At 60.7% G+C, this 25053-nt stretch carries 19 protein-coding genes; 9 read left to right on the forward strand and 10 right to left on the reverse strand.

Features of this window, described 5'->3' with window-relative positions:
* Nucleotides 1-63: 63 nt before the first annotated feature.
* From JJB09_RS06405 to JJB09_RS06425, 5 genes are all read right to left on the reverse strand, one after another.
* Nucleotides 64-1296 (reverse strand): aromatic ring-hydroxylating oxygenase subunit alpha, encoded by a 1233-nt coding sequence (locus JJB09_RS06405; protein ID WP_201654852.1) that lies wholly within the window; start codon nucleotides 1294-1296, stop codon nucleotides 64-66.
* A gap of 62 nt (nucleotides 1297-1358) precedes the next feature.
* A complete protein-coding gene (locus JJB09_RS06410; RefSeq protein ID WP_201654855.1) occupies nucleotides 1359-2897 on the reverse strand; it encodes a trimethylamine methyltransferase family protein in 1539 nt (512 codons plus the stop codon).
* A complete protein-coding gene (locus JJB09_RS06415; RefSeq protein WP_201654858.1) occupies nucleotides 2890-3732 on the reverse strand; it encodes an isocitrate lyase/PEP mutase family protein in 843 nt (280 codons plus the stop codon). The genes JJB09_RS06410 and JJB09_RS06415 overlap by 8 nt, the downstream gene beginning before the upstream one ends.
* A gap of 256 nt (nucleotides 3733-3988) precedes the next feature.
* Nucleotides 3989-6445 (reverse strand): GcvT family protein, encoded by a 2457-nt coding sequence (locus JJB09_RS06420; RefSeq protein ID WP_201654861.1) that lies wholly within the window; start codon nucleotides 6443-6445, stop codon nucleotides 3989-3991.
* A complete protein-coding gene (locus JJB09_RS06425) occupies nucleotides 6442-8889 on the reverse strand; it encodes a GcvT family protein (RefSeq protein ID WP_201654864.1) in 2448 nt (815 codons plus the stop codon). Before JJB09_RS06425 ends, JJB09_RS06420 begins: the two co-directional genes overlap by 4 nt.
* Before the next feature lie 250 nt (nucleotides 8890-9139).
* On the opposite strand from JJB09_RS06425, the gene JJB09_RS06430 reads away from it, so the two are divergent.
* From JJB09_RS06430 to JJB09_RS06450, 5 genes are all read left to right on the forward strand, one after another.
* A complete protein-coding gene (locus JJB09_RS06430; RefSeq protein WP_201654867.1) occupies nucleotides 9140-10045 on the forward strand; it encodes an NAD(P)-dependent oxidoreductase in 906 nt (301 codons plus the stop codon).
* Between the two features lie 5 nt (nucleotides 10046-10050).
* Nucleotides 10051-11670, forward strand: coding sequence for a GMC family oxidoreductase N-terminal domain-containing protein (locus JJB09_RS06435; RefSeq protein ID WP_201655585.1), 1620 nt, complete (start codon nucleotides 10051-10053; stop codon nucleotides 11668-11670).
* 62 nt (nucleotides 11671-11732) lie between these two features.
* Entirely contained in the window at nucleotides 11733-12644 is a 912-nt protein-coding gene (locus JJB09_RS06440) for a LysR substrate-binding domain-containing protein (protein WP_201654870.1), read from the forward strand.
* Nucleotides 12645-12826: 182 nt separating this feature from the next.
* Nucleotides 12827-13585: a hypothetical protein gene (locus JJB09_RS06445; protein ID WP_201654873.1), complete on the forward strand. Its 759-nt coding sequence runs from the start codon at nucleotides 12827-12829 to the stop codon at nucleotides 13583-13585.
* Between the two features lie 307 nt (nucleotides 13586-13892).
* A complete protein-coding gene (locus JJB09_RS06450) occupies nucleotides 13893-15107 on the forward strand; it encodes an aromatic ring-hydroxylating oxygenase subunit alpha (protein ID WP_201654876.1) in 1215 nt (404 codons plus the stop codon).
* Nucleotides 15108-15110: 3 nt separating this feature from the next.
* Here the strand turns inward: JJB09_RS06450 and JJB09_RS06455 are convergent, their stop codons facing one another.
* The 3 genes from JJB09_RS06455 to JJB09_RS06465 all read right to left on the reverse strand — a co-directional run bounded on the left by JJB09_RS06455 (nucleotide 15111) and on the right by JJB09_RS06465 (nucleotide 16950).
* The gene (locus JJB09_RS06455; protein WP_201654879.1) at nucleotides 15111-15341 is read right to left on the reverse strand and encodes a hypothetical protein; all 231 of its coding nucleotides are present in this window, start codon (nucleotides 15339-15341) and stop codon (nucleotides 15111-15113) included.
* A gap of 126 nt (nucleotides 15342-15467) precedes the next feature.
* On the reverse strand, nucleotides 15468-16115 hold the full coding sequence (locus tag JJB09_RS06460; RefSeq protein WP_201655588.1) for a TetR family transcriptional regulator C-terminal domain-containing protein: 648 nt from the start codon (nucleotides 16113-16115) through the stop codon (nucleotides 15468-15470).
* A 49-nt stretch (nucleotides 16116-16164) separates the two neighbouring features.
* Nucleotides 16165-16950: a class I SAM-dependent methyltransferase gene (locus JJB09_RS06465; RefSeq protein WP_201654882.1), complete on the reverse strand. Its 786-nt coding sequence runs from the start codon at nucleotides 16948-16950 to the stop codon at nucleotides 16165-16167.
* Nucleotides 16951-17110: 160 nt separating this feature from the next.
* On the opposite strand from JJB09_RS06465, the gene JJB09_RS06470 reads away from it, so the two are divergent.
* Genes JJB09_RS06470 through JJB09_RS06485 form a run of 4 tightly spaced genes read left to right on the forward strand, consistent with a single transcriptional unit; the run spans nucleotide 17111 to nucleotide 21717 of the window.
* Entirely contained in the window at nucleotides 17111-18730 is a 1620-nt protein-coding gene (locus tag JJB09_RS06470; RefSeq protein ID WP_201654885.1) for a phytoene desaturase family protein, read from the forward strand.
* Nucleotides 18717-20240, forward strand: coding sequence for a phytoene desaturase family protein (locus JJB09_RS06475; protein WP_201654888.1), 1524 nt, complete (start codon nucleotides 18717-18719; stop codon nucleotides 20238-20240). Before JJB09_RS06470 ends, JJB09_RS06475 begins: the two co-directional genes overlap by 14 nt.
* Nucleotides 20237-21469 (forward strand): aminomethyl transferase family protein, encoded by a 1233-nt coding sequence (locus JJB09_RS06480; protein ID WP_201654891.1) that lies wholly within the window; start codon nucleotides 20237-20239, stop codon nucleotides 21467-21469. Before JJB09_RS06475 ends, JJB09_RS06480 begins: the two co-directional genes overlap by 4 nt.
* Nucleotides 21469-21717, forward strand: coding sequence for a hypothetical protein (locus tag JJB09_RS06485; RefSeq protein WP_343228989.1), 249 nt, complete (start codon nucleotides 21469-21471; stop codon nucleotides 21715-21717). Before JJB09_RS06480 ends, JJB09_RS06485 begins: the two co-directional genes overlap by 1 nt.
* 178 nt (nucleotides 21718-21895) lie before the next feature.
* Here JJB09_RS06485 and JJB09_RS06490 read toward each other — a convergent pair whose 3' ends face one another.
* Entirely contained in the window at nucleotides 21896-22681 is a 786-nt protein-coding gene (locus JJB09_RS06490; protein WP_201654897.1) for a carnitinyl-CoA dehydratase, read from the reverse strand.
* A 153-nt stretch (nucleotides 22682-22834) separates the two neighbouring features.
* Nucleotides 22835-24901 (reverse strand): acetate--CoA ligase family protein, encoded by a 2067-nt coding sequence (locus tag JJB09_RS06495; RefSeq protein WP_201654899.1) that lies wholly within the window; start codon nucleotides 24899-24901, stop codon nucleotides 22835-22837.
* Nucleotides 24902-25053: the final 152 nt, after the last annotated feature.

Raw genomic sequence — 25053 nt, forward strand, 5'->3', positions numbered from 1 at the left:
CGACCTCCTCCCGGTTGTACGGGCCGCCCTCCCCGAATGGGGAGGGATTTTTTTGTCCACGGACTACGCCCTCGATATCTCGTCGAGATACCAGTTGATATAGCGCAGCTCATTATATTCCATCGGCGCAATCGGGCCGGGTACGAAGAAGTTGGATCTCACGCCGCGCGACGTGTGCTCGATGATCGCCTTGTCCTCGTCGGTCGTGACTTTCCAGAGCCAGGTGAGCTTTTCGAGATCGTAGTCTTTGCCTTCCTCCGCCTCGCCTTTGACCAGCCAGATCAGTTCCATCTCGCAGGTGTCGGCGGTCTTCGGCACGAAGCGGTAGATCATGCCGTGATCGGGGTAGCAGACGAGGAAAGTCGTGCCGCCAAGGTGAATGGACGTGACGCCGCCGTCGTAGTCGGTGAAGCGACCCATGAGTGGTGCGAGCGCCTTGCCATCCTCGCTGCCGGTCTGCACGCCTTCATAGAGCGCATAGCGGAAGGCGTGGATGGCTTCCTTGCCGTTTTCGGAATTGGTCCAGTGATTGCCCGAGCCGACCTCGATACCGAGCGCGCTGGTACGCGCTTCCATCTCGGCGTTCATTTCCTCGATCATATGCGCCGGTTTTTCCAGCGCATGCGTCTGGGAATATTCGGGATGGGCCGGACCGCAATGATAGCACTCGACGTAATTCTCGACCGCAAGTTTCCAATTGGAATCCACCGGATAGGACTGGCGATAGGCGACCTTGGCGCTGCCCCAGCCATACTGGCCGGCTGTAGCGTGCAAAAGACGCTCGACTTCGGAGAAGTCCAGCGGCGTTTCCGCAAAGGAGATGAACACCAGACCCTCGACGACGCGGACATGCAGCTTGCGGAGATTGTGTTCCTCGCGCTTGAAGTCCTTGGGCATCAGCCGGGCCGCGCGCAAGGATCCGTCGAGGCTATAGGTCCAGGCATGATAGGGACAGACAAAGCCCCGGGTGTTGCCCTTCGGCTTGGTGCAGACCTCGGCGCCGCGATGGCGGCAGACATTCAGCATCGCATGCACCGAACCATCCGCGGCGCGGCTGAGGATCACCGCCTCATTGGCCATCTTGAACAGCTCGAAATCGCCCGCATTGGGAATCACGCTTTCATGGGCGATGCAATGCCAATGGCGGAAGAACACCCGCTCCAGATCGCGGGCGTAGACATCCTGATCATGATAGAAAGGGCGGGCAAGGCCATAGCCTGGCTTGTGGGCGGCAACGAGCTCATCGATCCGGTCCGGACGCGCCGGATCGGTTAGGGCAACATTGGTATTCTGCATGTCCTCAATTTTCCTGCACTTGGAGCCAGATCAACCGATTGGGAAGTGATTGATCTCGCGAACTAACAATAAATCCTGAATTTCTCGCGGATCGCACGGTCCGCTGCGGGGTCGATGAGCGTGGGAGCGGCATCCCGGAGGATACGGTTCTTCCGTTCGATGGCCTTCTGCACGAGATCAGGACGGCCGATTTCGGCCCATTCCTTCGGGCTCGTCCGATCCGCAACCGCGGGATAGATATATTCCGTCTGCATCAGTTCCAGCGTCTGGCTGTGGCCGAGATAATGGCCCGGGCCATCCAGGCACACCGAACGCATCGTCTCGATCGATACGCTGTCCTCCGTGACGTCGATGCCGCGTACGCAGCGCTGGACCTGGCCGAGAAGATCGTCGCCGAGCACCAGCGATTCCAGGCAGAAACCGAGCAGCGAGGCATGCATGCCGACGGATTCATAGATCATGTTGAGGCCAGAAAGCCCGGCCATCACGTTGAGGATGCCCTGCTCCCAGCCGGCCTGCATGTCGGGCAGCTTGGAATCCGACATGCCGCCGGCAGCACCGCCCGGCAGGCCGTAGAAATGGTGCATCTGGGCGCAACCTGCGGTCAGCAGACCCTGCTCGCCCGAACCGCCCGACATCGCACCAGTGCGTAGATCGGACACGAAAGGCCAGGTGCCGAAAATGGCCGGATGGCCGGGCGACATCGCATTGACATAGACCACACCAGCCAGGCACTCGGCAACAGCCTGAACTATGGCTGTGGCCAGCGAAGCCGGCGCGGTCGCGCCTGCCTGCCCGGCGGACAACAGGAGGATCGGCATGCCCTTGCGGATGCAGTCCTCCATCGTCTGGCAGCTTTCGGTGGCAAATTTCATCGGCGGCACGACGAAGCAATTGGAGTTCGACACGAAAGGTCGCGCCCGCCACTGGTCTTCGCCGCCCGCGATCATGTGCAGCATGTCGAAACCGCCGGCCACATGGGCCGGATCGGAAAAGCTGGTGCCGACATGCTTCGTCGTGCCCGCGCAGCAGGCATAGAGCGTATTCATGTCCATGTCGAAATTGTCGGGCACGTCGCGGCAGACCATCGCTCGCTGGAAGAAATGGATATTGTCGAGGTGATGGACGAGCTTGGAGGCAGCGAGCAGATCTGCCGAGGTAGATTCACGATATTCGCGCTTTTCGACATCGACGATGTGAACAGCAGCGCCCGCCGTGCCAAAGTACGTGCGTGTGCCGCTGAGCTCCATGTCGTATTTCGGGTCGCGGCCGAAAAGCGTGATGTCGCGCGCCGCCACCGCCAGCATGTCTTCTACGAGTGCACGGGGAAACCTCAGACGGCCGTCTTCGCCGAGAATGGCGCCGGCCTTGGTCATGATGTCGACGCCCGACTGCGGCGCCTGCGAAAGCCCGATCACCTCAAGCGCTTCGAGTGCCGCCTCGTGAATCCGCTTTACCCCGGCATCGGTGAGCGGTTTGTACTGCCCACCGGGCAAGCCGGGGCGGACGGGGCGAAGGTTCTCTGCCAGCGGCGCCGATCGGGCCGCAACGCGTGCGGCCCGGCCGCCCGCGCGACGCGACATGACTGCGGAATCACTCATTCTTGTTCTCCCTGTCAGTGCCTGCGGAGAGCATCGCATTGATCTTGCTGCCCGAAGCCGCGGCTGAAAATCCCTTGAAACTACCTTCGCCGATGATCGCTTCCATCTGGTTGGCGATGGCGGCATGCGTCACCCGCGCAATCATCGAGCCGACCGAGATGCGGCGCACGCCCATGTCAGCGAAATCCTTCACGGACAGCTGGATCAGCGGCCCTGCGGCCAGCGCATTCACCGGCTTTTTGACCGAGGCAACGACGCGGCGTTGCTCGTCCGGACCCGGCGGCACTGGAACATAGAGCAGATGGGCACCGGCTTTCTCGAATGCCTGGATGCGGCGAATGCCCTCTTCAAGGTCGTAGACCCCATTCATCACGCCATCGGCGCGGGCGCACAGAATGAAGGGATGCTTGAGCGACCGCGCCGCATCGGCTGCGGCCTTGATACGGTCCACCGCCAGATCGAAATCATATGCCGGATTGCCGTCGACCATTTGCGTGTCTTCGATGGAGCAGCCCGACAGCCCGACTTCAGCAGCAAGCCTTATCGTTTCGGCCACGGCCTCCGGCGCGTCGGCAAAGCCGTTCTCGAAATCGCCGGACACCGGCAGAGGCGTTGCGCGGACGATGTCCTCGGCGTGTTTCAAAGCCTCTTCGCGGCTGACATGACCCATATCCGGTCGCCCTAGCGTGAAGGCAAAGCCAGAACTCGTGGTCGCCAGCGCCTTGGCGCCCGCCGCCGCCATCATCCTTGCCGAGCCGATATCCCAGGGGTTCGGGATGACGAAGCATCCCGACTGGTGAAGCGCATGAAAGGCGTTATGGCGTTCAGCGAGCATGATTTCCTCCTATGTCTCGACAGGAGAGATGTAGCCGAAATGCGGGCAGTTTGCGTCAGGATAGTAGGCGGCGGATGTCGGCGATTGCGCTTGGGGCTGCCCCCTCATCCGGCCCTTCGGGCCCCCTTCTCCCCGCTGGGGAGAAGGGGAAGAAAAGCTGCGGCGCTGCGTGGCTCCTCTCCCCCACGGGGAGAGGTCCGCCAAGCGAAGCGGAGGCGGGGTGAGGGGGGCGACCTTTTTGCAATTGCCTTGCATCCTAGGCCCTCACCCTTTCCGACTTCGGATCATACATCGGCGCCAGCGATGCCGTTGCCGCGACACGCTGGCCGGCGATCTCGATCTCGTAGGTCGAAGCAAGCACATCGGCCTCGCTCTCGCCTTCACAGGGCACGTAGCCCAGGCCGACGGCGCCACCGAGATGGTGCCCGTAATTGCCCGAGGTGACAATCGAGACGATCTTGCCATCGCGGACAACGGCTTCGTTGTGGAACAACAACGGCTCGGGATCCTTCAGCAGGAACTGCAGCATGCGGCGGTTGAGGCCTTTTTCCTGCTTTTTCAGCACTGCGTCACGGCCGATGAATTCGCCCTTCTTGGTGCGCACGGCAAAGCCGAGACCGGCTTCGAGCACATGATCCTCGTCGGTGATGTCATGACCGAAATGGCGGAAACCCTTTTCAATGCGGCAGCTATCGAGTGTGTGCAAGCCGCAAAGCTTCAGGCCGACATCGGCACCGGCTTCTTCCAGCGCTTCGAAGACATGGGCGGCCTGATCGGACGAGACATAGAGCTCCCAGCCGAGTTCGCCGACATAGGTGACGCGGTGGGCGCGGGTGAGGCCCATGCCGACTTCGATTTCGCGCGCCGAGGCGAACGGATGATGCTCGTTGGAGAAATCGTTCGGGCTGACCTTCTGCATCAGGTCGCGGGCTTTCGGACCCATCACGCACAGCACTGCTTCGCCTGCCGTCACATCGGTGATGACTACGAATTCGTCCGAGGTCAGGTTCTTGCGCAGCCAGGCGAGGTCGCGCTGAAGGGTTGCGCCCGGCACCACCAGGAAGAAGGCGGTTTCGGACAGGCGGGTCACCGTCAGGTCGCTTTCGATGCCGCCGCGCTGGTTGAGCATCTGGGTATAGACGATCCTCCCGGCAGGCACATCCATCTGGTTGGCGCACATGCGCTGCAGGAAGGCAAGCGCATCGCGACCTTCGACGCGGATCTTGCCGAAGGATGACATGTCGAAGAAGCCGACACCATTGCGGACGGCCAGATGCTCTTCCTTCTGGTTTTCGAACCAGTTCTGCCGGTTCCAGCTGTATCTGTACTCGCGCTCCTGGCCCTCCCTGGCAAACCAGTTGGCGCGCTCGTTGCCGGCGACCTCGCCGAACACCGCGCCACGCGCCTTGAGATGTTCGTGCAACGGCGAGCGGCGAACGCCACGTGCAGTTGCCATCTGGCGGTAGGGGAAGTGGTCGGCATAGAGCAAGCCGAGCGTTTCCGACACGCGGTCCTTGAGATAGGCGCGGTTCTTCTGGAAGGGTTGCGCGCGGCGAATGTCGACTTCCCAGAGATCGAATGGCGGTTCGCCATCGTTCATCCACTGTGCGAGAGCCATGCCGGCGCCGCCCGAAGAGACGATACCGATGGAATTATAGCCGGCCGCGACCCAGTAACCCTTCAGTTCGGGCGCTTCGCCGAGATAGTAGCGGTCATCGGGGGTGAAGCTTTCCGGGCCGTTGAAGAAGGTATGGATGCCGGCCGTTTCCAGCATTGGCATGCGATTAACAGCCATTTCGAGGATCGGCGAGAAGTGGTCGAAATCCTCCGGCAACTGGTCGAAGCAGAAATCTTCGCGGATACCGTCCATGCCCCAGGGCTTGGCCTTCAGCTCGAAAGCGCCAACCAGCATCTTGCCGGCGTCTTCCTTGTAATAGGTGCATTCGTCGGGAACGCGGAGGACCGGCAGCTGCTTGAGACCGCCGATCGGCTCGGTGACGATGTAGAAATGCTCGCAGGCATGCAGCGGCACGGTGACGCCAGACATGTTGGCGAGGGTACGGCCCCACATGCCGGCAGCGTTGACGACATGATCGGTCTCGATCGTATAAGTCTCGCCATCCTGCTCGCAGGTGACGCTGACAACACGGCCTTCCTTCTGGTTGACCGCAGTGACCTTGACGCCTTCGATGATCTGGGCGCCATTCTGGCGCGCGCCCTTGGCGAGCGCCATGGCGATGTTGGCCGGATCACACTGGCCATCAAGCGGCAGATGCACCGCCGCCTTGACGTCGCCGATGTTCAGATGCGGGTACATCTGCTTGGCTTCTTCAGGGCTGATCTCGCGCACGTCGACATTGAAGGCACGGGCGAGCGAGGCCTGGCGGTAGATCTCCTGCTTGCGCTCTTCGGTCAGCGCCACGGTCATCGAACCATTCTGCTTCATGCCGGTGCCGATGCCGGTTTCGGCTTCGAGCTTGACATAGAGATCGGCGGAATATTTCGCCAGCCGCGTCATGTTCTGCGACGCTCGCAGCTGGCCGATCAGGCCCGCCGCATGCCACGTGGTGCCTGAGGTCAGCTGCTTGCGTTCCAGAAGCACGACATCGGTCCAGCCGAGCTTGGCGAGATGATAGGCCACGGAGCAGCCCGATACGCCGCCGCCGATGATGACGGCGCGCGCCTTGGCCGGAATTTGCTTCTTGGCGTTCATGCGCGCAGCCTTTCATTCATCGGATCGAACAGTGGCTTGTCTTCCTGCACCACCGCCTTGCGTTTTTCGCCGAAGATTTCCACCTCGATTTCCGTTCCGGGCTCTGTCAGATCGGCGCGCAGCATGCCGAGCGCCACCGACTTGCCGATGCGGTAACCCCAGTTGCCGGAGGTGGTTTCTCCGACGACCTTGCCGTCATGCCAGAGCGTGGACATGTAAGGCGCATCGCACTCGCCGGCATCGACGATAAGCGTCACGAAACGCTTGGTGACGCCCTGCTGCTTTTCACGCTCCATCGCCGCCTTGCCCTTGAAAACTGGCTTGGCCCAATCGACGAAACGTTCCATGCCGCCCTGCAGGATGGTGTAGTCCGTCGACAGGTCGCCCTTCCAGGCGCGATAACCCTTTTCGATGCGCAGGCTGTCGAGCGCTTCCATGCCGAAGGGCTTGAGGCCATGCTTCTGACCGGCTTCCCAGACGGCATCGAACACAGCCGCCGTGTCCTCCACCTTGGTGTGCAGTTCCCAGCCGAGTTCGCCGGCGAAGGAAACGCGCACGAGCTGCAGCCAGCGGCCGGCGATCTGGCAGGACTGATGCGTCAGCCAGCCCTTGGCGAGATCGGCGTCGGAGACCTCGGCGAGGATCGCCCGCGAGTTCGGGCCGGTGAGGATCTGACAGGTGAAATTATCGGTAACATCGTCGATCGTGAAAGCGGCATCCTTCGGAAGGTGCTTCTTCAGCCATTCGAGATCGTGAAGCTGCGCCGTTGCCGCCGTGATCAGGAAGAAGAAATCCTCGTCCAGCATCATCACCGAATTTTCGGTGACGATCCGGCCCTGATCGTCGGAGAAATAAGCCAACCCGATGCGACCCGGCTTCGGCACCTTGCCGGTGATCAGACCCCTCAGCCATTCGGTGGCGCCCGGCCCCTTGACGCGGTAGCGGGAAAAGCCCGGCAGGTCGAGAATGCCGGCTGCATCGCGAACGGCGAGGCATTCCTCTTCAATACGCGGCGCCCAGGGGCCGTTGCGGTTCCACGTCTGGGTCGCAGCTTCAGACGTATCATCGCCGGGCTTGGCATACCACATGGCGCGCTCCCAGCCGTTATACGGCTTGAACTGCGCGCCGAGCGCGACAATCCTGTCATGGATCGGCGAATGCTTGCGGTCGCGGCCAGCCGGCCAGTAGTGCTTGGGGAAATGCATGGCATATTCATGGCCATAGATTTCCATACCCTTGTCGATACAATATTGCGGGTCGGTATAGCTGGTATAGCGGCGCGGGTCGCAGGACCACATGTCCCATTCGGTCTCGCCGTTCATCACCCATTCCGCCAATACCTTGCCGGCGCCGCCGGCCTGGCAGATGCCAAAGGTGAAGACGCAGGCTTCGAACGCATTCGGCACGCCGGGCATCGGCCCGATCAGCGGATTGCCATCCGGCGCATAGGGAATCGGGCCGTTGATCATCTTCGACAGGCCGGCCGTACCGAGGATTGGCACGCGCTCGATGGCGTCGTTGAGATACCATTCGAGCCGCTCGAGATCGTCGGGGAACAGCTGGAAGGAGAAGTCCTCCGGCATCGGGTCGTCCTTGGTGATCCAATGCGCCTTGCAGTTCTTTTCATACGGGCCGAGATTCATCCCGTACTTCTCTTGGCGGAGATAGTAGGAACTGTCGACGTCGCGCATCAGCGGCAGCTTGTGGCCGGCTTCCTTCGACCATGCCTCGAGCTCGGGGATCGTGTCGAACAGCATGTACTGATGGCTCATGACCATCATCGGCACATCGCGACCGAACATCTTGCCGACCTCGCGGGCATAATAGCCGGCGGCATTGACGACATATTCGCAGCGCACTTCGCCCTTCGGCGTGGTGATCACCCATTCGTCGTTTTCCCGGCGGACCGCCGTGACCGGGCAGAAACGGACGATCTTGGCGCCAAGATCGCGTGCGCCCTTGGCGAGCGCCTGGGTCAGCTGCGCGGGATCGATGTCGCCATCGTTGGGATCGTAGAGCGCACCGGTCAGACCGTGCGTTTCGGCAAACGGATAGCGGCTCTTGATTTCATCCGGCGACAGGATATCGAGTTCCATGCCCTGATAGCGGCCCATGCCGACGACGCGCTTGAACTCCTGCAGCCGCTCCTTGGAATGGCCAAGACGGATCGAGCCCGTCACGTGATAGTTCATCGGATAATCGACCTGCTCGCCGAGGGTCCGGTAGAGCTCGGCCGAATAGCGCTGCATGTTCATCAGCGACCACGAGGACGAGAAGGTCGGCACATTGCCGGCCGCATGCCAGGTGGAACCGGCCGTCAGTTCATTTTTCTCAAGCAGCAGACAGTCGGTCCATCCCGCCTTGGCGAGATGGTACAGGCTCGATGCGCCCACTGCGCCCCCGCCGATGATGACGACGCGCGCCGTTGATGGCAATTCAGACATTCAGGACCCCATATGTGGAAGTTTTGGGAGAACTTCCGCGATAATTCCACGATCGTTCAATTCGCTCCACTCTACACCGTGCGGAAGGCCAATCTGCAAACAAAGGATAAGGCGCCAATGTCGCCGTTTTTTTTGCGCGACAATCGCAGCGGGGTGCATTTCCTGTGATTGCCACAAAATATTGCGACCCTTACAAAGGAATTCCCGGTCGCGAACATACTGCCATCCCGGGGAATTTGAGGAAGACATAATGCACTATGGATTTATCGGACTGGGTCATCTCGGGCGCAACCTTGCGGGCTCGCTTCTCAGAAGCGGATTTCAACTCACCATCAACGATCTTGACCGCAACAATGCCGAAGATCTGATTGCACAGGGCGCCCGTTGGGCCGCTGACCCTCAGGGCGTTGCCGAGGCTGTCGATGCGGTCATCACCTGTCTTCCCTCGCCGAAGGTCTCCGAGGCCGTATTGACCGGTCCGCGCGGCATTCTTGCCGGCCTGAAGCCCGGCGGCGTGTGGATCGAAATGAGCACGCTGAGCTCGGAGGATGTCGAGCGTCTGGCCGCGATCGCAGCGGCAAAAGGCGTGCGGATGATGGAAGCGCCGGTGACCGGCGGCGTGCACAAGGCGGCAAGCGGCGAAATCACCGTGATCGCCGGCGGCGACAAGGATCTGTTCGAGATCCACAAGCCGGCGCTTCAGGCGATGGGCGGCGAGATTTTTCATGCCGGACCGCTGGGCAAGGCTGCGGTGATCAAGGTCATCACCAACATGCTGGCTTTCATCCACCTGATTGCCACAGGCGAGGCGCTGATGCTCGCCAAGCAGGGTGGTATCGACCTGACCGACGCCTTCAACATCATCAAGGCGTCGTCCGGCAACTCTTTCGTGCACGAGACCGAGGGTCAGGTGATCCTCAACGGCAGCTACAACATCAATTTCACCATGGATCTGGCCGTCAAGGATCTTGGTTTCGCGCTCGGCTTCGGCAAGGAATTCGGCGTGCCGCTCGATCTCGCTGGCCATGCGATGCAGACCTTCATCCGTGCCAAGGCGCAATATGGCGGCGGCGCATGGTCCTCGCAGGTGGTGAAACTTCTGGAAGATGCTGTTGGCACCGACCTTCGCGCACCGGGCTTTCCGGCTGAGCTCTGATGGACATCGAGGAATACGACTATGTGATTGTCGGCGCTGGATCGGCAGGCTCGGTGCTCGCCGAAGCACTGAGCCGCGACGGCAAGAGTACAGTGGCGATCATCGAAGCGGGCGGTTCCGATCGCCGCTTCTTCGTGCAGATGCCGCTCGGTTATGGCAAGACGTTCTTCGACAAGACGATCAACTGGAACTATCAGGCCGAACCCGACCCCGGCCTGAATGGCCAATCGGACTTCTGGCCGCGCGGCAAGATCGTCGGCGGCTCGGGCTCGATCAATGCGATGGTCTGGATCCGCGGCGATAGCAGGGATTACGACGACTGGGCGGCAGAGGGAAATCCGGGCTGGTCCCATGCCGACGTACTGCCGTATTTCAAAGGCCTGGAAGACAACCAGGCTGGCGCAGACGAATGGCGCGGACAGGGCGGACCAGTGCATATCACGGATGCCAGCCGCCACGCCCACCCGCTTGCCCAGCGCTTCGTCAAGGCGGCAACCGAGGCCGGCTTTGCGTTCAATCCGGACTTCAACGGTGCGACGCAGGAGGGCGTCGGCATCTATCAGATCAACTCGAAAAATGGCTGGCGGATGTCCGCCGCCAAGGCCTTCCTGCGTCCTGCGCTGAGGCGGAAGAATGTGCGTCTCTACTTACATAGCCATGCACTGAAGGTAACCTTCGATGGTAACCGCGCCAGCGGCATGGAGATGCTGCGCGCCGGCCAGCGCCAGATGATCCGGGCCCGTCGCGAGGTCATTCTTGCCGGTGGGGCGGTCAACTCGCCGCAATTGCTGCAGCTCTCCGGCATAGGCCCTGCCGAACATCTGAAATCTCTGGGCATCGAAGTGTTGGCCGACAACCCGGCGGTGGGCCATCACATGCAGGACCATCTCGGCATCAATTATGTCTTCAAGGCGAGCATCCCGACGCTCAATCAGGTGCTCAGGCCATGGTGGGGCAAGTTGCGAGCCGGCTTGGAGTTTCTCTTGGCCGGAGGCGGTCCGCTCAGCCTCAGCATGAATCAAGGCGGCGGATTTGTGAAATCGCACCCAGATCTAGAACGGCCCGACACGCAGTTGTATTTCCAGGCGATCAGCACGTTTTCGGCCAAGAAAGGCACGCGGCCGCTGCTGGTTCCGGACCCCTTCCCCGGCTTTGCAATCGGCATCTCCAACACAAGGCCGACGGCGCGCGGCACATGCCTGATCCGCTCGGCCGATCCGTTTGTGGCTCCAGCTATCGTCGCCAACGCCTATGGCACAGCCAACGACGTTCAAGACATGCTGGCGAGTGTCAAGGTAATCAGGCGGATCGCCGCGCAGCCGGCACTTCGCGACATCATCGTCGAGGAGCTGCAGCCCGGTGCATCCGTCACAACGGATGAGGCGCTGATCGACGATTTCCGCAATCGCTCCGGCACGGTCTACCACCCGTGCGGGACGGCACGGATGGGAAGCAATGCCGGAAACTCGGCGGTCGACGGACGATTGAGGGTGCGTGGGGTGGCGGGTCTACGCGTGGCGGACGCATCGGTCTTTCCATCGGTCATCTCGGGCAATACCAATGCGCCCGCGATGATGGTGGCGGCGAAGGCAGCAGCGATGATCCTCGAAGATCGGGAAACCTGACTTTCCAAATGCGAAACATGGGGTTAGAGTCGCAGCCAATTAACCGAGACCAAACCCGCCTGATGAATGACCAGAACCCCCTTGCCGGCTACCAGCTGCCGCCACTTGCCTGGCTGCGCGCCTTTGAAGCCGCCGCGCGCCATCAGAGCTTCACGCTGGCGGCTTCAGAGCTGAGCCTGACGCAGGCGGCTGTCAGCCATCAGGTACGATCCCTCGAAAAGCATCTTGGGGTCACGCTGTTCGAAAGACTGCCACGAAGCCTGCGCCTGACCGAGAAGGGTGCAGCCTATCTGCCGCCGCTGCGCAACAGCTTTGACGAGCTTGCCGCCGCAACTGCGGGCCTGTTCGGGCCAGTTGGTAAACGAACGCTTTCCATTCGGGGGCCGGTGTCGTTCATCGCGCTCTGGCTTGCCCCGAGGCTTTCGGATTTTCGTGCCAGGTGGCCCGACATTTCGCTTCGGGTCTCGACCATCGTCTGGGCACCGACGCTGCAGGACGAAACCGCCGATATCGATATTCGCTTCGGCGACGGCAACTGGCCCGGCTACCGATCGTCGCTGATCCTGTCGCACAAGGTGATCCCGCTCTGTATTCCGGGGATGGCGGAGGGCGACAACGATGCGGCCCGCTTGCAATGGGTGATGAACCACAGCCTGCTGATCCATGATACCGGCTACGAGAACCTCTGGCAAAAACTCGCCCGTCAGGCCGGGCTGGCCTTTGCGCCTTCGGCCGGCATGAACATCGACACGACGATTTCGGCCCTGGAAATGGCATCGGCCGGCATCGGCCCGGCGATCGTCATCGAAAGCCTGGCCGAATCCTACATCAAATCCGGACGGCTGGTGCAATTCGTGGACATGGCGCTGCCGATCGAGGAAGCACACTACATTGTCCAGCCCGAGGGCCAGAAGCGGCTGAAACCGGAGGCGACCCTGTTCCGCGACTGGCTGCTGCAGAAGGCAGCGCTTTAAGCAGCCTTTCCACGCGCAGTGCTTCAGTCCCAGCTCAGCAAATTCCATTGTGCGGGTGGCTGTTTTCATTATGCTGAGTTGTTAGGGTACGGATGGCTGACAGCTCGCGGCAGCGACAGCAGAGCCGATTGCGCAAGCGGGTAGTGCGGGAGCCTGCCGCCACGGAAAGCATCGAGGTTAGGATGGGACGACGCTTGATACCCACACTCGTTTGCTTGTTGCTGCTCAGCGAGGAAGCCGCAGCGGGTTGGTATCACGTGGAAAACTACGTTGGTTTCCTTGGGCCGGATCCCATCCACTTTTCCATACAGACATACGACAGCTTTGGAAGCGGGATAACCGCCGAGGGCAGCTACTTCTACGATGCGAAGCGAAGCCCTGTCGTACTCTACGGTAAGGCCAGCGGCACCAAGCTCGAACTCTGCGAGATTTCCGACGACAGCGCCTTCAATCGGACCATCATCATCGGATCGAAGGCGCCCATCGATACTACCCAATGCCCGCTGTCGCTCGACCTTGATGATAGCGGCGCGACCGGAACCTGGAGCAAGGGAGACAAAAAATATCCCGTCACGCTCAGGAAAGTTGCGATGCTGGACGATACTGGCGACGGGCAGATCGACGGAACTGTTGAGATCCCCTTCTGGGCACAGACGGCCACTCACATGTTTTCCGGAATTTATGCGAACACCCCCGCCGGCATTTGCATGGAGAGGATGCAGATCATCAATAAGAGCAGCACGAAGATCGATCAGCAGATCGACTTCGACAGCAATGATTGCAACGCGGGCATGCTCATGACGCCGATATACCTGAATGTCGAGAAGCAGGCGAATGGCGATGGCGACATCGTTTTCGTGAATTTCAGGGATAACCGGGCCGGATATACGATGGACTATGTCTTCGATTCCGCGACCAGGAAATTTGTTCTAAAGAATTAATTTTTGCAATGCTGGGCCAACCTGCCGTAGGGCCATTATCAGATGCGCTTGGGCACGCTGGGCGCACTCCTCGCTGCCCGTCGTCGCCTCGCTCCTGCGGGCTCGTTGCCAAAGCCCTCAAGCGTCTCGCTGCGAATATTTTTTCGATTCTCGAGTATCCTTTCAACTCCTTGACGCGACAACGAATTTTGAAATCCTCCTGCATCAGGACGCTGAATCGAAATATTCATTTTCATCTCAACCTATTCCAATTACATGACAATCATGATTATATTGAATGAACATTCAGCAAATATCGGAGCGAGACATGAACGAGCTGGTGCGTGACCTGAGCATCCCGAACGACTGGGACCGTCGCGGCCTGCCCGGCTGGACCTATCATAGCGACGCGCTGTTCGAACTCGAAAAGCAGCATATATTCCGCGAACACTGGCAGATTGCCTGCCATATTTCCGACCTTCCCAATCCGGGCAACTACCTGACGCTCGATCTCGTCGGCGAGCGGGCGCTGATCCTGCGCGGCCAGGACGGAGAAATCCGCGCATTCCACAATATCTGCAAGCATCGCGGCTCGCGGCTGGTGGCCGACGACAAAGGCGCCTGCCGTAATGCGCTGGTCTGTCCCTTCCACGGCTGGGTCTACAATCTCGACGGCACCTTGCGTGGCCCCTCCCGCCCCAACACCTTCCCGCCGATGGACAAAGTGGAATTCGGCCTGACACGGCTCGAAACTGAAATCTGGATGGGGTTCGTGTTCATTCGCTTCGAAAAGGGCCCGCAGGGCTCGGTCGCCGAGTTGCTCAAGCCGTTCTCGGACGAACTCGGCCACTACCAGCCGGAGAGTGTCGTGCCGGCAAATGACGCTATCTGGAGCCAGATTTCCGAAGTCAACTGGAAGTCCGTGCGCGATGTCGACAATGAGGGCTACCACGTCGCCATGGCCCATCCGGCGCTGCAGGATCTCTATGGCTCTACCTATTACGACGAGCCCTTCGTCAATGGCATCTGCCGGTCGTTTGCGACGTTCAACCCGCATGCCGGCCGCCGCTGGAGCGTGAGAAACTACGTCAAGATCACCGAGGAGCCACAGCGTTTGCCCGAACCGCTCAAGAAGGCCTGGATTTATTACGGGATGTTTCCCAACGCCGTGATCGCGGTGACGCCGGAGACGGTGCAGTTCTATCAGGAATTTCCGCTCTCGAAGGGCCGGACTCTGCTGCGCGGCGCCGTCTATCGATATCCAGAGGAAACGCGCCGCCAACGTATCGCCCGTTATCTCGCCATGCGTATCGATCGCGACACGCAGGCGGAAGACGTCCAGCTCACAATCTGGTCTAACGAGGCGATGGCTTCGAAAAACTTCTCGAGCTTCTACCTCTCCGACCTCGAATACGGCGTCCGCACGCACCATGACCATTTGCGCGCCGTGTTACCGGTCATGACGCTCGACAAGGCCCCACATGAAAGCGAGATCACCGAGGTCAACCGCGCGATGCGCAAGGCAAACGGGCTTGCGGGCTGAGGATCAACCGAGCGCGGCATCCAGCAGCTGAAGAGCGCTGATTACCGCAATCAGCAGAATCGTTGCCAACGCAACGGCCAGCAACAGTGAAAAGGGCGGCGGCCTGCGGATCTCGGCATGCCGGTCTCCCCCATGGCGCGGAAACTTCCGCTGGCCAAGGAATTTGCTGAATTTCGTCCGGAGGTGCGCCAGCCGCATCCCGGCCGGCTGAAATTGGATGACAGTCATGGTCATGTATCGCTTCGTCTGTTGACGACGATCGGACACTAGACCCCTTGGCCATAATATTTCGATGGGAATGGCATCGGTCGGGCATAAGGAAATCATAAGGGGCCGGCAAGCGGGCCTCGATGCTCCGAGTTACAGCAGCCCGTTCGTGGAGAGATGCCGGGGGAATACCGCTGCGACATATTCGATGGCCGCCACCAGCGCTTTTTCGCGCGTCAGCCCGTCATTCATCATCAGCCGGAACCAGAGCCCTTCCAGCATTGAGCAGATGCCGAGCGCCATCGGCTCGGGCGCATAGTCATAGCCGCCTTCGGCTTTCAGCTCTGCGCAGAGGTCGACGAACGCATTCTGATAGTTAAGGTCCGTCGCCCCGCACAGCGCCTGGTATGTCGGGCGCGATTTTGCCTCGCCCCAGAAGGCGCACCATGCGGCAAGCTTACGCTTGGTGCAGATCTTGCGGTCGAAATCGGCATTGACCAGCGCCCACATCCGGCCCGCGGCAGATGGCTGGGCCTTCGCGAGCGCTGCATTCCAGTGACTGGCATATTCATCTGCCATATATTGCAACGTGGCGACGAGCAGCTTTTCCTTGCTTTCGAAATGGAAATTGACGATGCCGCGCGACAGCTTGGCGCCATCGGCGACGTTGGCAAGCGTCGTATCGGAATAGCCGCGCTTGGCCAGCGAATCGATCGTCGCCTCAATCAACTGCTGCTGACGGGTTTCCTTCGACGCCTTGCGGCTCTTCTTGTCAGGTTCGACTGCCAGGGCAACATTCATGCCGATCGCCATTCCCATATCGGTCGGGCTGATCGGTTTGTAGGCCATGTCAGACACCGGGTTTGATTGCTCTCAAGTGCGTAGGGCAATGCTCTCCGCTGTCAAGCACCTTTTGCATGGCAAGCCATGTACGGATGTTCTTGTCAACAAACGCCTTGCCGGTCAGCGCCACTGCCTGGTCATATAGCTCGAATTGCAACCGTTTCAACTCGCGGGCCGCTTCCTCGCGATACCAAGGATTGCGGCTCTGCGCCCTGACGTCGACGAACCCGGCGCGCTCCATGGCGTTGATATAACGATCGGGCGAGGCCATGCCGAAACTAAGCCCCTCGGCAGCAAGGTAGTCCTTCATGTCTGCACTCGGCTCGTCGTCATGAGCAATCAGCCAGTCGGATGCGGCAAACGTCCCACCCGGCTTGAGCACGCGGAAAATGTCGGCAAACACGGCGTCCTTGTCGGGAATATGCACCATCGCATCCTTGGAAAAGACGACATCAAAACTTTCGTCTGCAAATGGCATCTGTCCCGGCGGCCCCTGGGTGAACTCCACCTGGCCTGCAAGCCCCGCCTTGGTGGCGCGCCGGCGCGCCTGTTCTATGACAGGCAACTCGACATCGAAGCCGACGATCTGGCTGGGCTTAAGCGTTCTGGCAATGAACAGCGCGATGCCGCCGGAGCCGCATCCGAGATCAAGCACGCGCCTGCCCCTGAGGTTTATGCCCGCCAGCACCCGCTCCACCTCGGCCGGGCCGCCGGGCGACAGGTAGCCGTCCCCCCAAAGCAGCTCAAGAAACCGCATATGGGTATCGTCATATTCCGGCTCGGCTTCCGTCATGTCGATCGCCTCTGATTGGCACTTCGCCTACGCATTCGCGACATAGAAATATTAGCGTGATTTCAGATAATTGCAACATATTGACTGAATGTTCATTCAAAATAACTGGACAAGGTCCGACTTCCTATGCCAATTTTTAATCCAGAAAACGGGGAAGAGCATGAAAAAGTACGACATCGTCATGATCGGAGGCGGCCATAACGGGTTGGTTGCGGCCTGCTACCTGCAACGGGCTGGCCTGGATGTGGCCGTCGTGGAGAAGAACGCCTGGGTCGGCGGCGCGGCGACCAGTCGCACATTGTCATCAGGCGTCTATTACTCCAATTGCTCTTATGTCTGCTCGCTCTTTCGGCCGGAGATCATGCGCGATCTCGAATTGCCGAAGCATGGACTGCAGATCGTTGCCTATGAAGGCGGCGCCGTCTTGACCCGCGAGGGTGGCTATCTCGCTTCCTATCGGGATCACAATCAGCATCGCCGCGAGTTCGCCCGCTACTCAGCACGCGATGCGGAAGCGTACGAGCGCTATGCCCGTGACGTGACGCGTCAGTGCCGCTTCATCCAGCCGCTGTTGATGCGCACCGCGCCCGATCCGTTCTCGTTCAAGCCGCGCGACATCAGCGAATTGATGTTCCTCGCCAAAAAGATGGGCGAGTTCAGCCCGGAGCAGATGGCACAGACGCTGCGCTTCTGGACCATGTCGATCTCGGATTTCCTCGACGAATATTTCGAGACCGAAGTGATCAAGGCCTATCTGGCGATCTCCGGCATCATCGGCACGGCACTCGGCCCTATGTCTCCAGGCACGGCCTATGTCCTGCTGCATCACTACATGGGCGAAGTCGATGGCTCGGTCGGCGCGTGGGGCTATGCGCGCGGCGGCATGGGCGCGGTGACGCAAGCGCTCGCCTCGTCGTTTCAGGCATCTGGCGGTACGATCCTCACCGACAGCGAGGTCAGCCAGGTCATCATCCGAAACGGCAAGGCCGAAGGCGTGGCGCTCGCCAATGGCGACGAGGTGCGCGGCAACATTGTCGTCTCCAATGCCGATGTGAAGCGCACGTTCCTCAAGCTTGTCGATGAGAAGGAACTGCCGGAAAAATTCGTTCACCGGGTAAAACACTTCAAGATGCGGGGATCGTCGGGCAAGGTGAACATCGCGCTCGACGGCCTGCCCGAATTCCCGAACTTGCCCCACGGATCCACCTGCATCAAGGGCGACCTGCATTTCACCGATACCGTCGAGCGCATCGAGCGCGGATACGACGACTGGAAGGCCGGGCGCTGGTCTGCCGACCCGTTCCTCGATGCGATGATCCCGACGACGCTCGACCCGACCATGGCCGAGCCGGGCAAGCACTTCATGAGCTGTTTCGTGCAATATTGTCCGCCGAAGGTCGAGGGCCGGGACTGGACGGATGCCGACCGCGACGCCTTCGCTGAAACCGTTGTCAGCCAGATCGCCGACTACTCGCCGGGGTTCCGCGACCGGATTCTCCACATGGAAGTGCGCACGCCGCGCGAGCTCGAAGCGGAAGTAGGCCTGACCGAAGGCAACATTTTTCAGGGCGAACTGACCTTCGACCAGCTGTTGTTCAACCGGCCGGTGCCCGGTTATGCGCAATATCGCAGCCCCGTCGAGGGCCTGTGGATGTGCGGCTCGTCAACCCATCCCGGCGGCGGAGTGATGGGTGCCCCGGGCCGCAACGCGGCAGCGGAAATCCTTCGCGATCTCAAGAAACCCAACAAGCACATGAGCCCCGCCCATGACATCCTTTGACGCAATCATCATCGGCGCCGGGCACAACGGGCTGGTCGCTGCCGGTTTCCTCGCCAAGGCGGGAAAAAAGATCCTCGTCCTGGAAGCTTCGGACAGGATCGGCGGCGCGATCAACCTTGCCCATATCGTCAACCGCCTGTCGCCCGCAGTGGTGTCTGGCCTCGCTATCGACCCAAACTCTTTAGCCGGCGAACTTTTACCAACCATCGTTCTTGACCCCGACAAGGGGCCTGTCATTCTGCGCGGCGGCTACGGCGAAATCTTGGAAGGCGTCACCGCCGCCGAGGCGCAGGGATGGGCCGGCATGCGCAAGAAGTTGCTGATGCAAGCCGCCGTGCTGAAACGATTCCTCGCAAAGCGCCCGCCGCGACCGGGGGACATCGCGTTCAGCGATATGGTCGATCTCGGCCTCACGGGCCTCGGGCTTATCCGCAACGGCCGTGACGAGGCGCGCGATTTCGCCCGCATGGCGCTAATGAATGTCGCCGACATTGCCGACGAATACCTGACGGACGACCGGCTAAAAGGCCTGATCGCCTTCGATGCGACGCTCGGCATCCATCTAGGCCCACGCTCGCCGACCTCACTGCTAGGGCTTTACTATCGCCTGACTGGCGAAGCCAATGGCAGCCCCGGCGGACAATTTCTTCCAAAGGGTGGCATGGCGGCAATTGCTTCCGCACTCGAAAAAGCCGCAGTGAAATATGGTGCGCAAATCCGCCTCGATGCGCCGGTAGCAAGAATCCTCTCCGAACGCGGCAGGACGACCGGTGTGGTGCTCAATTCGGGCGAGGAGATATTGGCTCCTGTCATCGTTTCGGCGATCCACCCGGTCACGACGCTCAGGAAGCTCGCTGCGCCGGGCGAGATCGACACGCATCTGTCGACGAGCCTCAAGCATGTAAGAACCAAGGGCGACGCTGCCAAACTGACCCTCACACTGGACAAGATCCCGGCTTTTACGGGGGTCAGTGCTGCTGATCTCAAGGGGCGACTGGTCATTGCACGCTCGATCGCCCATGTGGAGTCTGCCTTCAATCCGGCGAAATATGGCGCGTTCTCGCCGGATCCGGTGATGGAAATCACGCTGCCCAGCCTGCTCGATCCGTCGCTTGCACCCTCGGGTGGCGCAACACTCTCGGCCATCGTCCAATATGCCCCCTATGATCTCAGGGAGGGCTGGGCAACCGGCAAGCCAAAATTCCTGGCCGCGATCATGGATGTGCTGGAGCGTTACGCGCCGGGCATCTCCGCCTCGGTCACGTCAAGCGAATTGCTTGTGCCGCCGGATATCGAAGCGCGGTACAATATGCCGGGTGGGCACTGGCACCATGGCGAATTGCAGGTCGACCAGATGCTGCTCAACCGTCCGACCTTTGCCGTTTCGGGCTACGACACACCGCTCGCCGGCCTCTATCTCGCCAGCGCCGGCAGCCACCCCGGCGGCGGCATATCAGGCCTGCCGGGCATGAACGCGGCCAAGCACGTTCTTTCGAGGAGACCAGCATGAACCAGATCCCTGCCCTCTCCCGCAATGCCCGTGCAATCGCCGCCGGCCATGTGCTGACGCCGCTTCTCGGCACGCCCTTCTTCACCCGGCTCGAAGCGCTCAATACCAACAATGACTGGTATGCCTGGTCAGGTTACAAGGCGCCGCACACGCTCTCGGACGAAGAGTTGGAGTATTTCGCTATCCGTTCGACAGCGGCTTTGTTCGACATCTCGCCGATGACAAAGTACCGCATATCGGGTCCGGACGCGGTGGCGTTCTGCAATCGTCTGACTGTCCGCGACGTCCGCAAGCTGGGCGTCAACCGGGTTCACTACACCGCTTGGTGCGACGACCATGGACACGTGCTGGACGATGGCACGTTGTTCCGGCTTGGTCAGGACGAGTTTCGCCTTTGCTCGCAGGAACGTCACCTGCCGTGGCTGCTCGACAGCGCCGACGGCTTTGACGTGTCGATCGCTGACGAGAGCGCCGAAATTGCCGGTCTCGCTCTGCAGGGACCGGTCTCCTATGCCGTGCTGCGCGATGCCGGTTTCCAAGGCGTCGAAAACCTCAAACCGTTCCAGCTTGGGAGCTTCCCACATGAGGGAGGCAGCGTCACTATATCTCGTACCGGATTCACCGGCGATCTCGGCTACGAACTGTTCTGCCCGCGCGAACTGGCGCTGAGCCTCTGGGACCGGCTCTGGGCCGTCGCCGAGAAGAACCGTATGCGGGCCATCGGCTATGCCGCTCTCAATCATGCCCGTATCGAAGCCGGTTTCATCGTCGCCAATGCCGATTTCGTCACCTCCGAGACGGCGCTGCGTGAAGACCGCTTGCGCCTGCCCGACGAGATCGGCTTGGACTGGCTGGTCGATCTGGAGAAGCCGAACTTCAATGGCCGCACAGCCATTGTCAAAGCGCGCGAGAAGAAAACGCTGAAGCACATCCTTGTGGGGCTGGAAATCGAGGGCAATGTAGCGGGCCCGCTGTCGCTGATCTACCACAAGAAGAAACGTGAGGTGGGCATTATCACCGCCTCCGCCTGGTCACCGATCCTGAAGAAGAACATTGCCATCGCCAGCCTCGAAAGGCCGTTTGGCGAGAAGATCCTGAATGATCTCTGGGTAGAAATCTATGCGCTCCGCGAGCTCAACTACCAAAAGCTGATGAAGCCGGTAAAGATCGCGCCGAGGCCGTTCCTCAAGCTCGACCGGCGCGGCGCAACTCCGCCGGGATTAACATGATGGATGAGGAGGCGCGCCAGAACTGGCAGTTGATCCTCACGCCGACGGGCGTGGAATGGTCAGGCCGGACGCGCTATGCGGCAGCGATGTATTTCTACAAGGCGGGCGAAATGAGCGCCGAGGTGCTGGAGATTTACCGCATCTGTTCGCGCCTCGATAACGAGGACGCGATGGATGCGCTCAAGGCCTATCACATGGGGCGGGAGTGGATCGAAAAGGTGGAGAGGATGAGGACGGATTTAAGTTAGCGACCCTTTGAACCGCTCACAAATGGACAAGCCGAGGTTCGCAGCCCCCCTCATCCGGCCCTACGGGCCACCTTCTCCCCGCTGGGGAGAAGAGAGAGAGTTTGCCGCACCGTCTCGTTCCTCCTCTCCCTTGGGGAGAGGTCCGCCGAGCAAAGCGGAGGCGGGGTGAGGGAGCTTGCTACCGCCCCTTCCACACCGGATCGCGCTTTTCCGCGAATGCGCGCGCACCCTCGAGATTGTCGTCGCTGCCATAGAGAACGTCGACGGTCTTGAGCTGGCGGCGGGTGATCTTGTTCATCGTGTCCTGGAATTTGTTGCCTTCGGCTTCGCGCACCACTTCCTTGATTGCGGCATAGACGAGCGGCGGCCCACTTTCGAGCAGGCGGGCGAGTTCCCAGGCGCGTTCCATCAGCTTGTCGGCGGGGAGGATCTCGTTGACGAAGCCCCAGCGATGAGCTTCCGACGCGTCGAGCCAGCGGCCGGTCAGCAGCATGTCCATGGCGATGTGGTAGGGAATGCGCTTCGGCAATTTGATCGAGGCGGCATCGGCCACCGTGCCTGAACGAATTTCGGGCAGTGCGAAAGTCGCGTGCTCGGCGGCAAGGATCATGTCGGTCGACAGCGCGATTTCCAGTCCGCCGCCGCAGCAGATGCCGTTGATCGCCGCAATGACCGGCTTGTTGAGATCGCGTAGCTCCTGCATGCCGCCAAAACCGCCGACACCGTAATCGCCGTCGACCGCATCGCCGGCAGCAGCGGCCTTCAGGTCCCAGCCGGGGCAGAAGAATTTCGGCCCTGAACCGGTGATGATCGCCACGCGCAGGCTGTCGTCATCGCGGAAATCCTGGAAGATCTTGCCCATGATCCGGCTGGTGACCAGATCGATCGCATTGGCCTTCGGCCGATCGATGGTCACTTCGAGAATGCCGCCCTCGCGGCGGGTCTTGATCGGTTCGTCGGTCATATCGTTTCTCTCGGTTCGGTTGCTTAGGATTGCCCCTCATCCGGCCTGTCGGCCACCTTCTCCCCGTTGACACGGGGAGAAGGCATTCGCGGCAAACTCGGAGCAGTTTCCCTCTCCCCGCCCTTACGGGGAGAGGGTTAGGGTGAGGGGCGATTACATTCTCATCCGCACCAGCGCATCTGCCGCCACGACGCCTTGCCCTTCGGGCAGCACCATCAGCGGATTGATGTCAAGTTCCTCGATATCAGCAGCATTGGCGATGACGAAATCGGCGGCAGCCGAGACCGCATCGATGAGTGCGGCCATGTCGCCCTTCGCCTGACCGCGATAGCCGGTCAGAAGCTTGGTGATCTTCAATCCGTCGATCGCTTTGCAAATATCGTCTCTGGTCGTCGGCAGCGTGATGACAGCGGAATCGTCCATCAGCTCGACGAGGATACCGCCGGCTCCGATGGTCAGAACGGGCCCCGCAACCGGATCGCGAAGCGCGCCGACGATCAGTTCGGCGACCGGCCTGGCCGCCATTTTCTCGACCAGGAAGCCACGAGCGACACCCGCCATTGCTTTGGCCGCAGCGATGACGTCAGCCTCGGATGCTAGGTTGAGCTTGACCGCACCGGCCTCGGTCTTGTGAGCGACGCCCGAACCCTTGAGGGCCACGGGAAAGCCGATCTCGGCAGCAGCCTTTGCCGCCTCCTCCGGCGTGGCGACCAGCATACCCTTGGGAACCGGCAGACCGAAAGGTTTCACCACTTGCTTGGATTCAGACTCGCTGAGTGTGACTGCCTCGCCTTCGGAGGCTTCACCTTTCAGCAGCGGCAGCGGCACGGGTGCTGCCCACGCCTGGTGGATGGCATGCGCGATCTCGACGGCGACAAGCGCTTCGTCGATCCCCATGAATGGTATCACCCCGTTTTCCATCAGCATCTGCGCCACCGCCTCAGGCATGTTCTCGCCCATCGAGGCGACGACCCCGGCATTGGCGCCGGTTGCCTTGTGGGCCGCGATCATCGCGTTGACCGTGGTCATCCAGTCGGCCGGGTCGCAGCGGTCGATGCGGGGAAAGTCGAGTACGACAAGGTTCAGCGCATAGTCGCCCTGCATCATCGTCGAGAAGGCAGCCGTCAGCTTTTCACCATTGCCCCAGACAAAGGTGTGATAGTCGAGCGGGTTGGAGATCGTCACCATCTGGCCGAGCGTTTCGCGCAGCGGCTGGTATTGTTCCGGCTTCAGGTCACGAAAGCTGACCTTGCGGCCGACGCCGGCATCGGCAATCAGCGAAGCCTCGCCACCCGAGCAGCTCATCGAGGAGACCTCGTTGCTGACAAGCGTGCCAGCGACGTGCAGCAGCTTCAGCGTTTCCAGCATCTCGGGCAATGTGTCCACCTGGCCGATTCCCAGTCGCGCGAGCACGGCTGACGAGACCTTGTGATTGCCGGCAAGCGAGGCGGTGTGTGAAACAGTGGCCTTCTGCGCCGCTTCGGATTTTCCGACTTTCAGGGCGATTACAGGCTTCTTCAGCTCTCGTGCCCGCTGGCCGAGAAGTTCCAGCGTTTCGAGATCGTCAAAACCTTCGATATGCAGGCCGACGGCGGTGACACGCGGGTCTTCCAGCGCTGCAACGGCAAGCGCCGACAGACCTGTCTGCGCCTGGTTGCCCGCTGTCATGAGATAGGCAAGCGGCAGGCCGCGTGCCTGCATGGAAACGTTGCAGGCGATATTGGAGGATTGGGTCAGCACTGCCACGCCGCGTTCGGTGCGGATCATGCCATGCTGGTCCGGCCACAACAGGGCGCCATCGAGCATGTTGATGAAGCCGTAACAATTCGGGCCAACCACCGCCATGTCGCCTGCAGCCTCGACCAAGGCGGCCTGCAACTCATCACCGTCGGGCAGCTCCTTGATGGCCTCGGAGAAGCCCGAAGCGTAGCAGATCGCACCGCCCGCGCCGCGCTCGGAGAGTTCGCGCATGATGTCGATCGTCAGCGTTCGGTTGACGCCGACAAAAGCCGCATCGGGCGCGGCCGGAAGATCGGCGACCGAACGATAGCATTTGTAGCCGTGAACCTCGTCCTTGGTCGGATGGACCGGCCAAATCTCACCGGTATAGCCCATCTTGCGGCACTGCTCGACGACCCGGCCGGCTTCCTTGCCGCCGAAGACTGCAATGGATTTCGGACGGATAAGCCGGCCAAGGGAACTAGGGGAAAGTTTTTTCATGAAAGGTTCGATCTCATCTTTGTTTGCCCCTCATCTGGCCTGTCGGCCACCTTCGCCCCGTCATGACGGGGAGAAGGGACACGCAGCACGTTCGGAGCGGATTCCCTCTCCCCGTTCTTACGGGGAGAGGGCTCGGGTGAGCGGCATTCTAA

The organism is Phytoamicus setariae, from assembly GCF_016722925.1.
Lineage (GTDB): Bacteria > Pseudomonadota > Alphaproteobacteria > Rhizobiales > Rhizobiaceae > Rhizobium_E > Rhizobium_E setariae.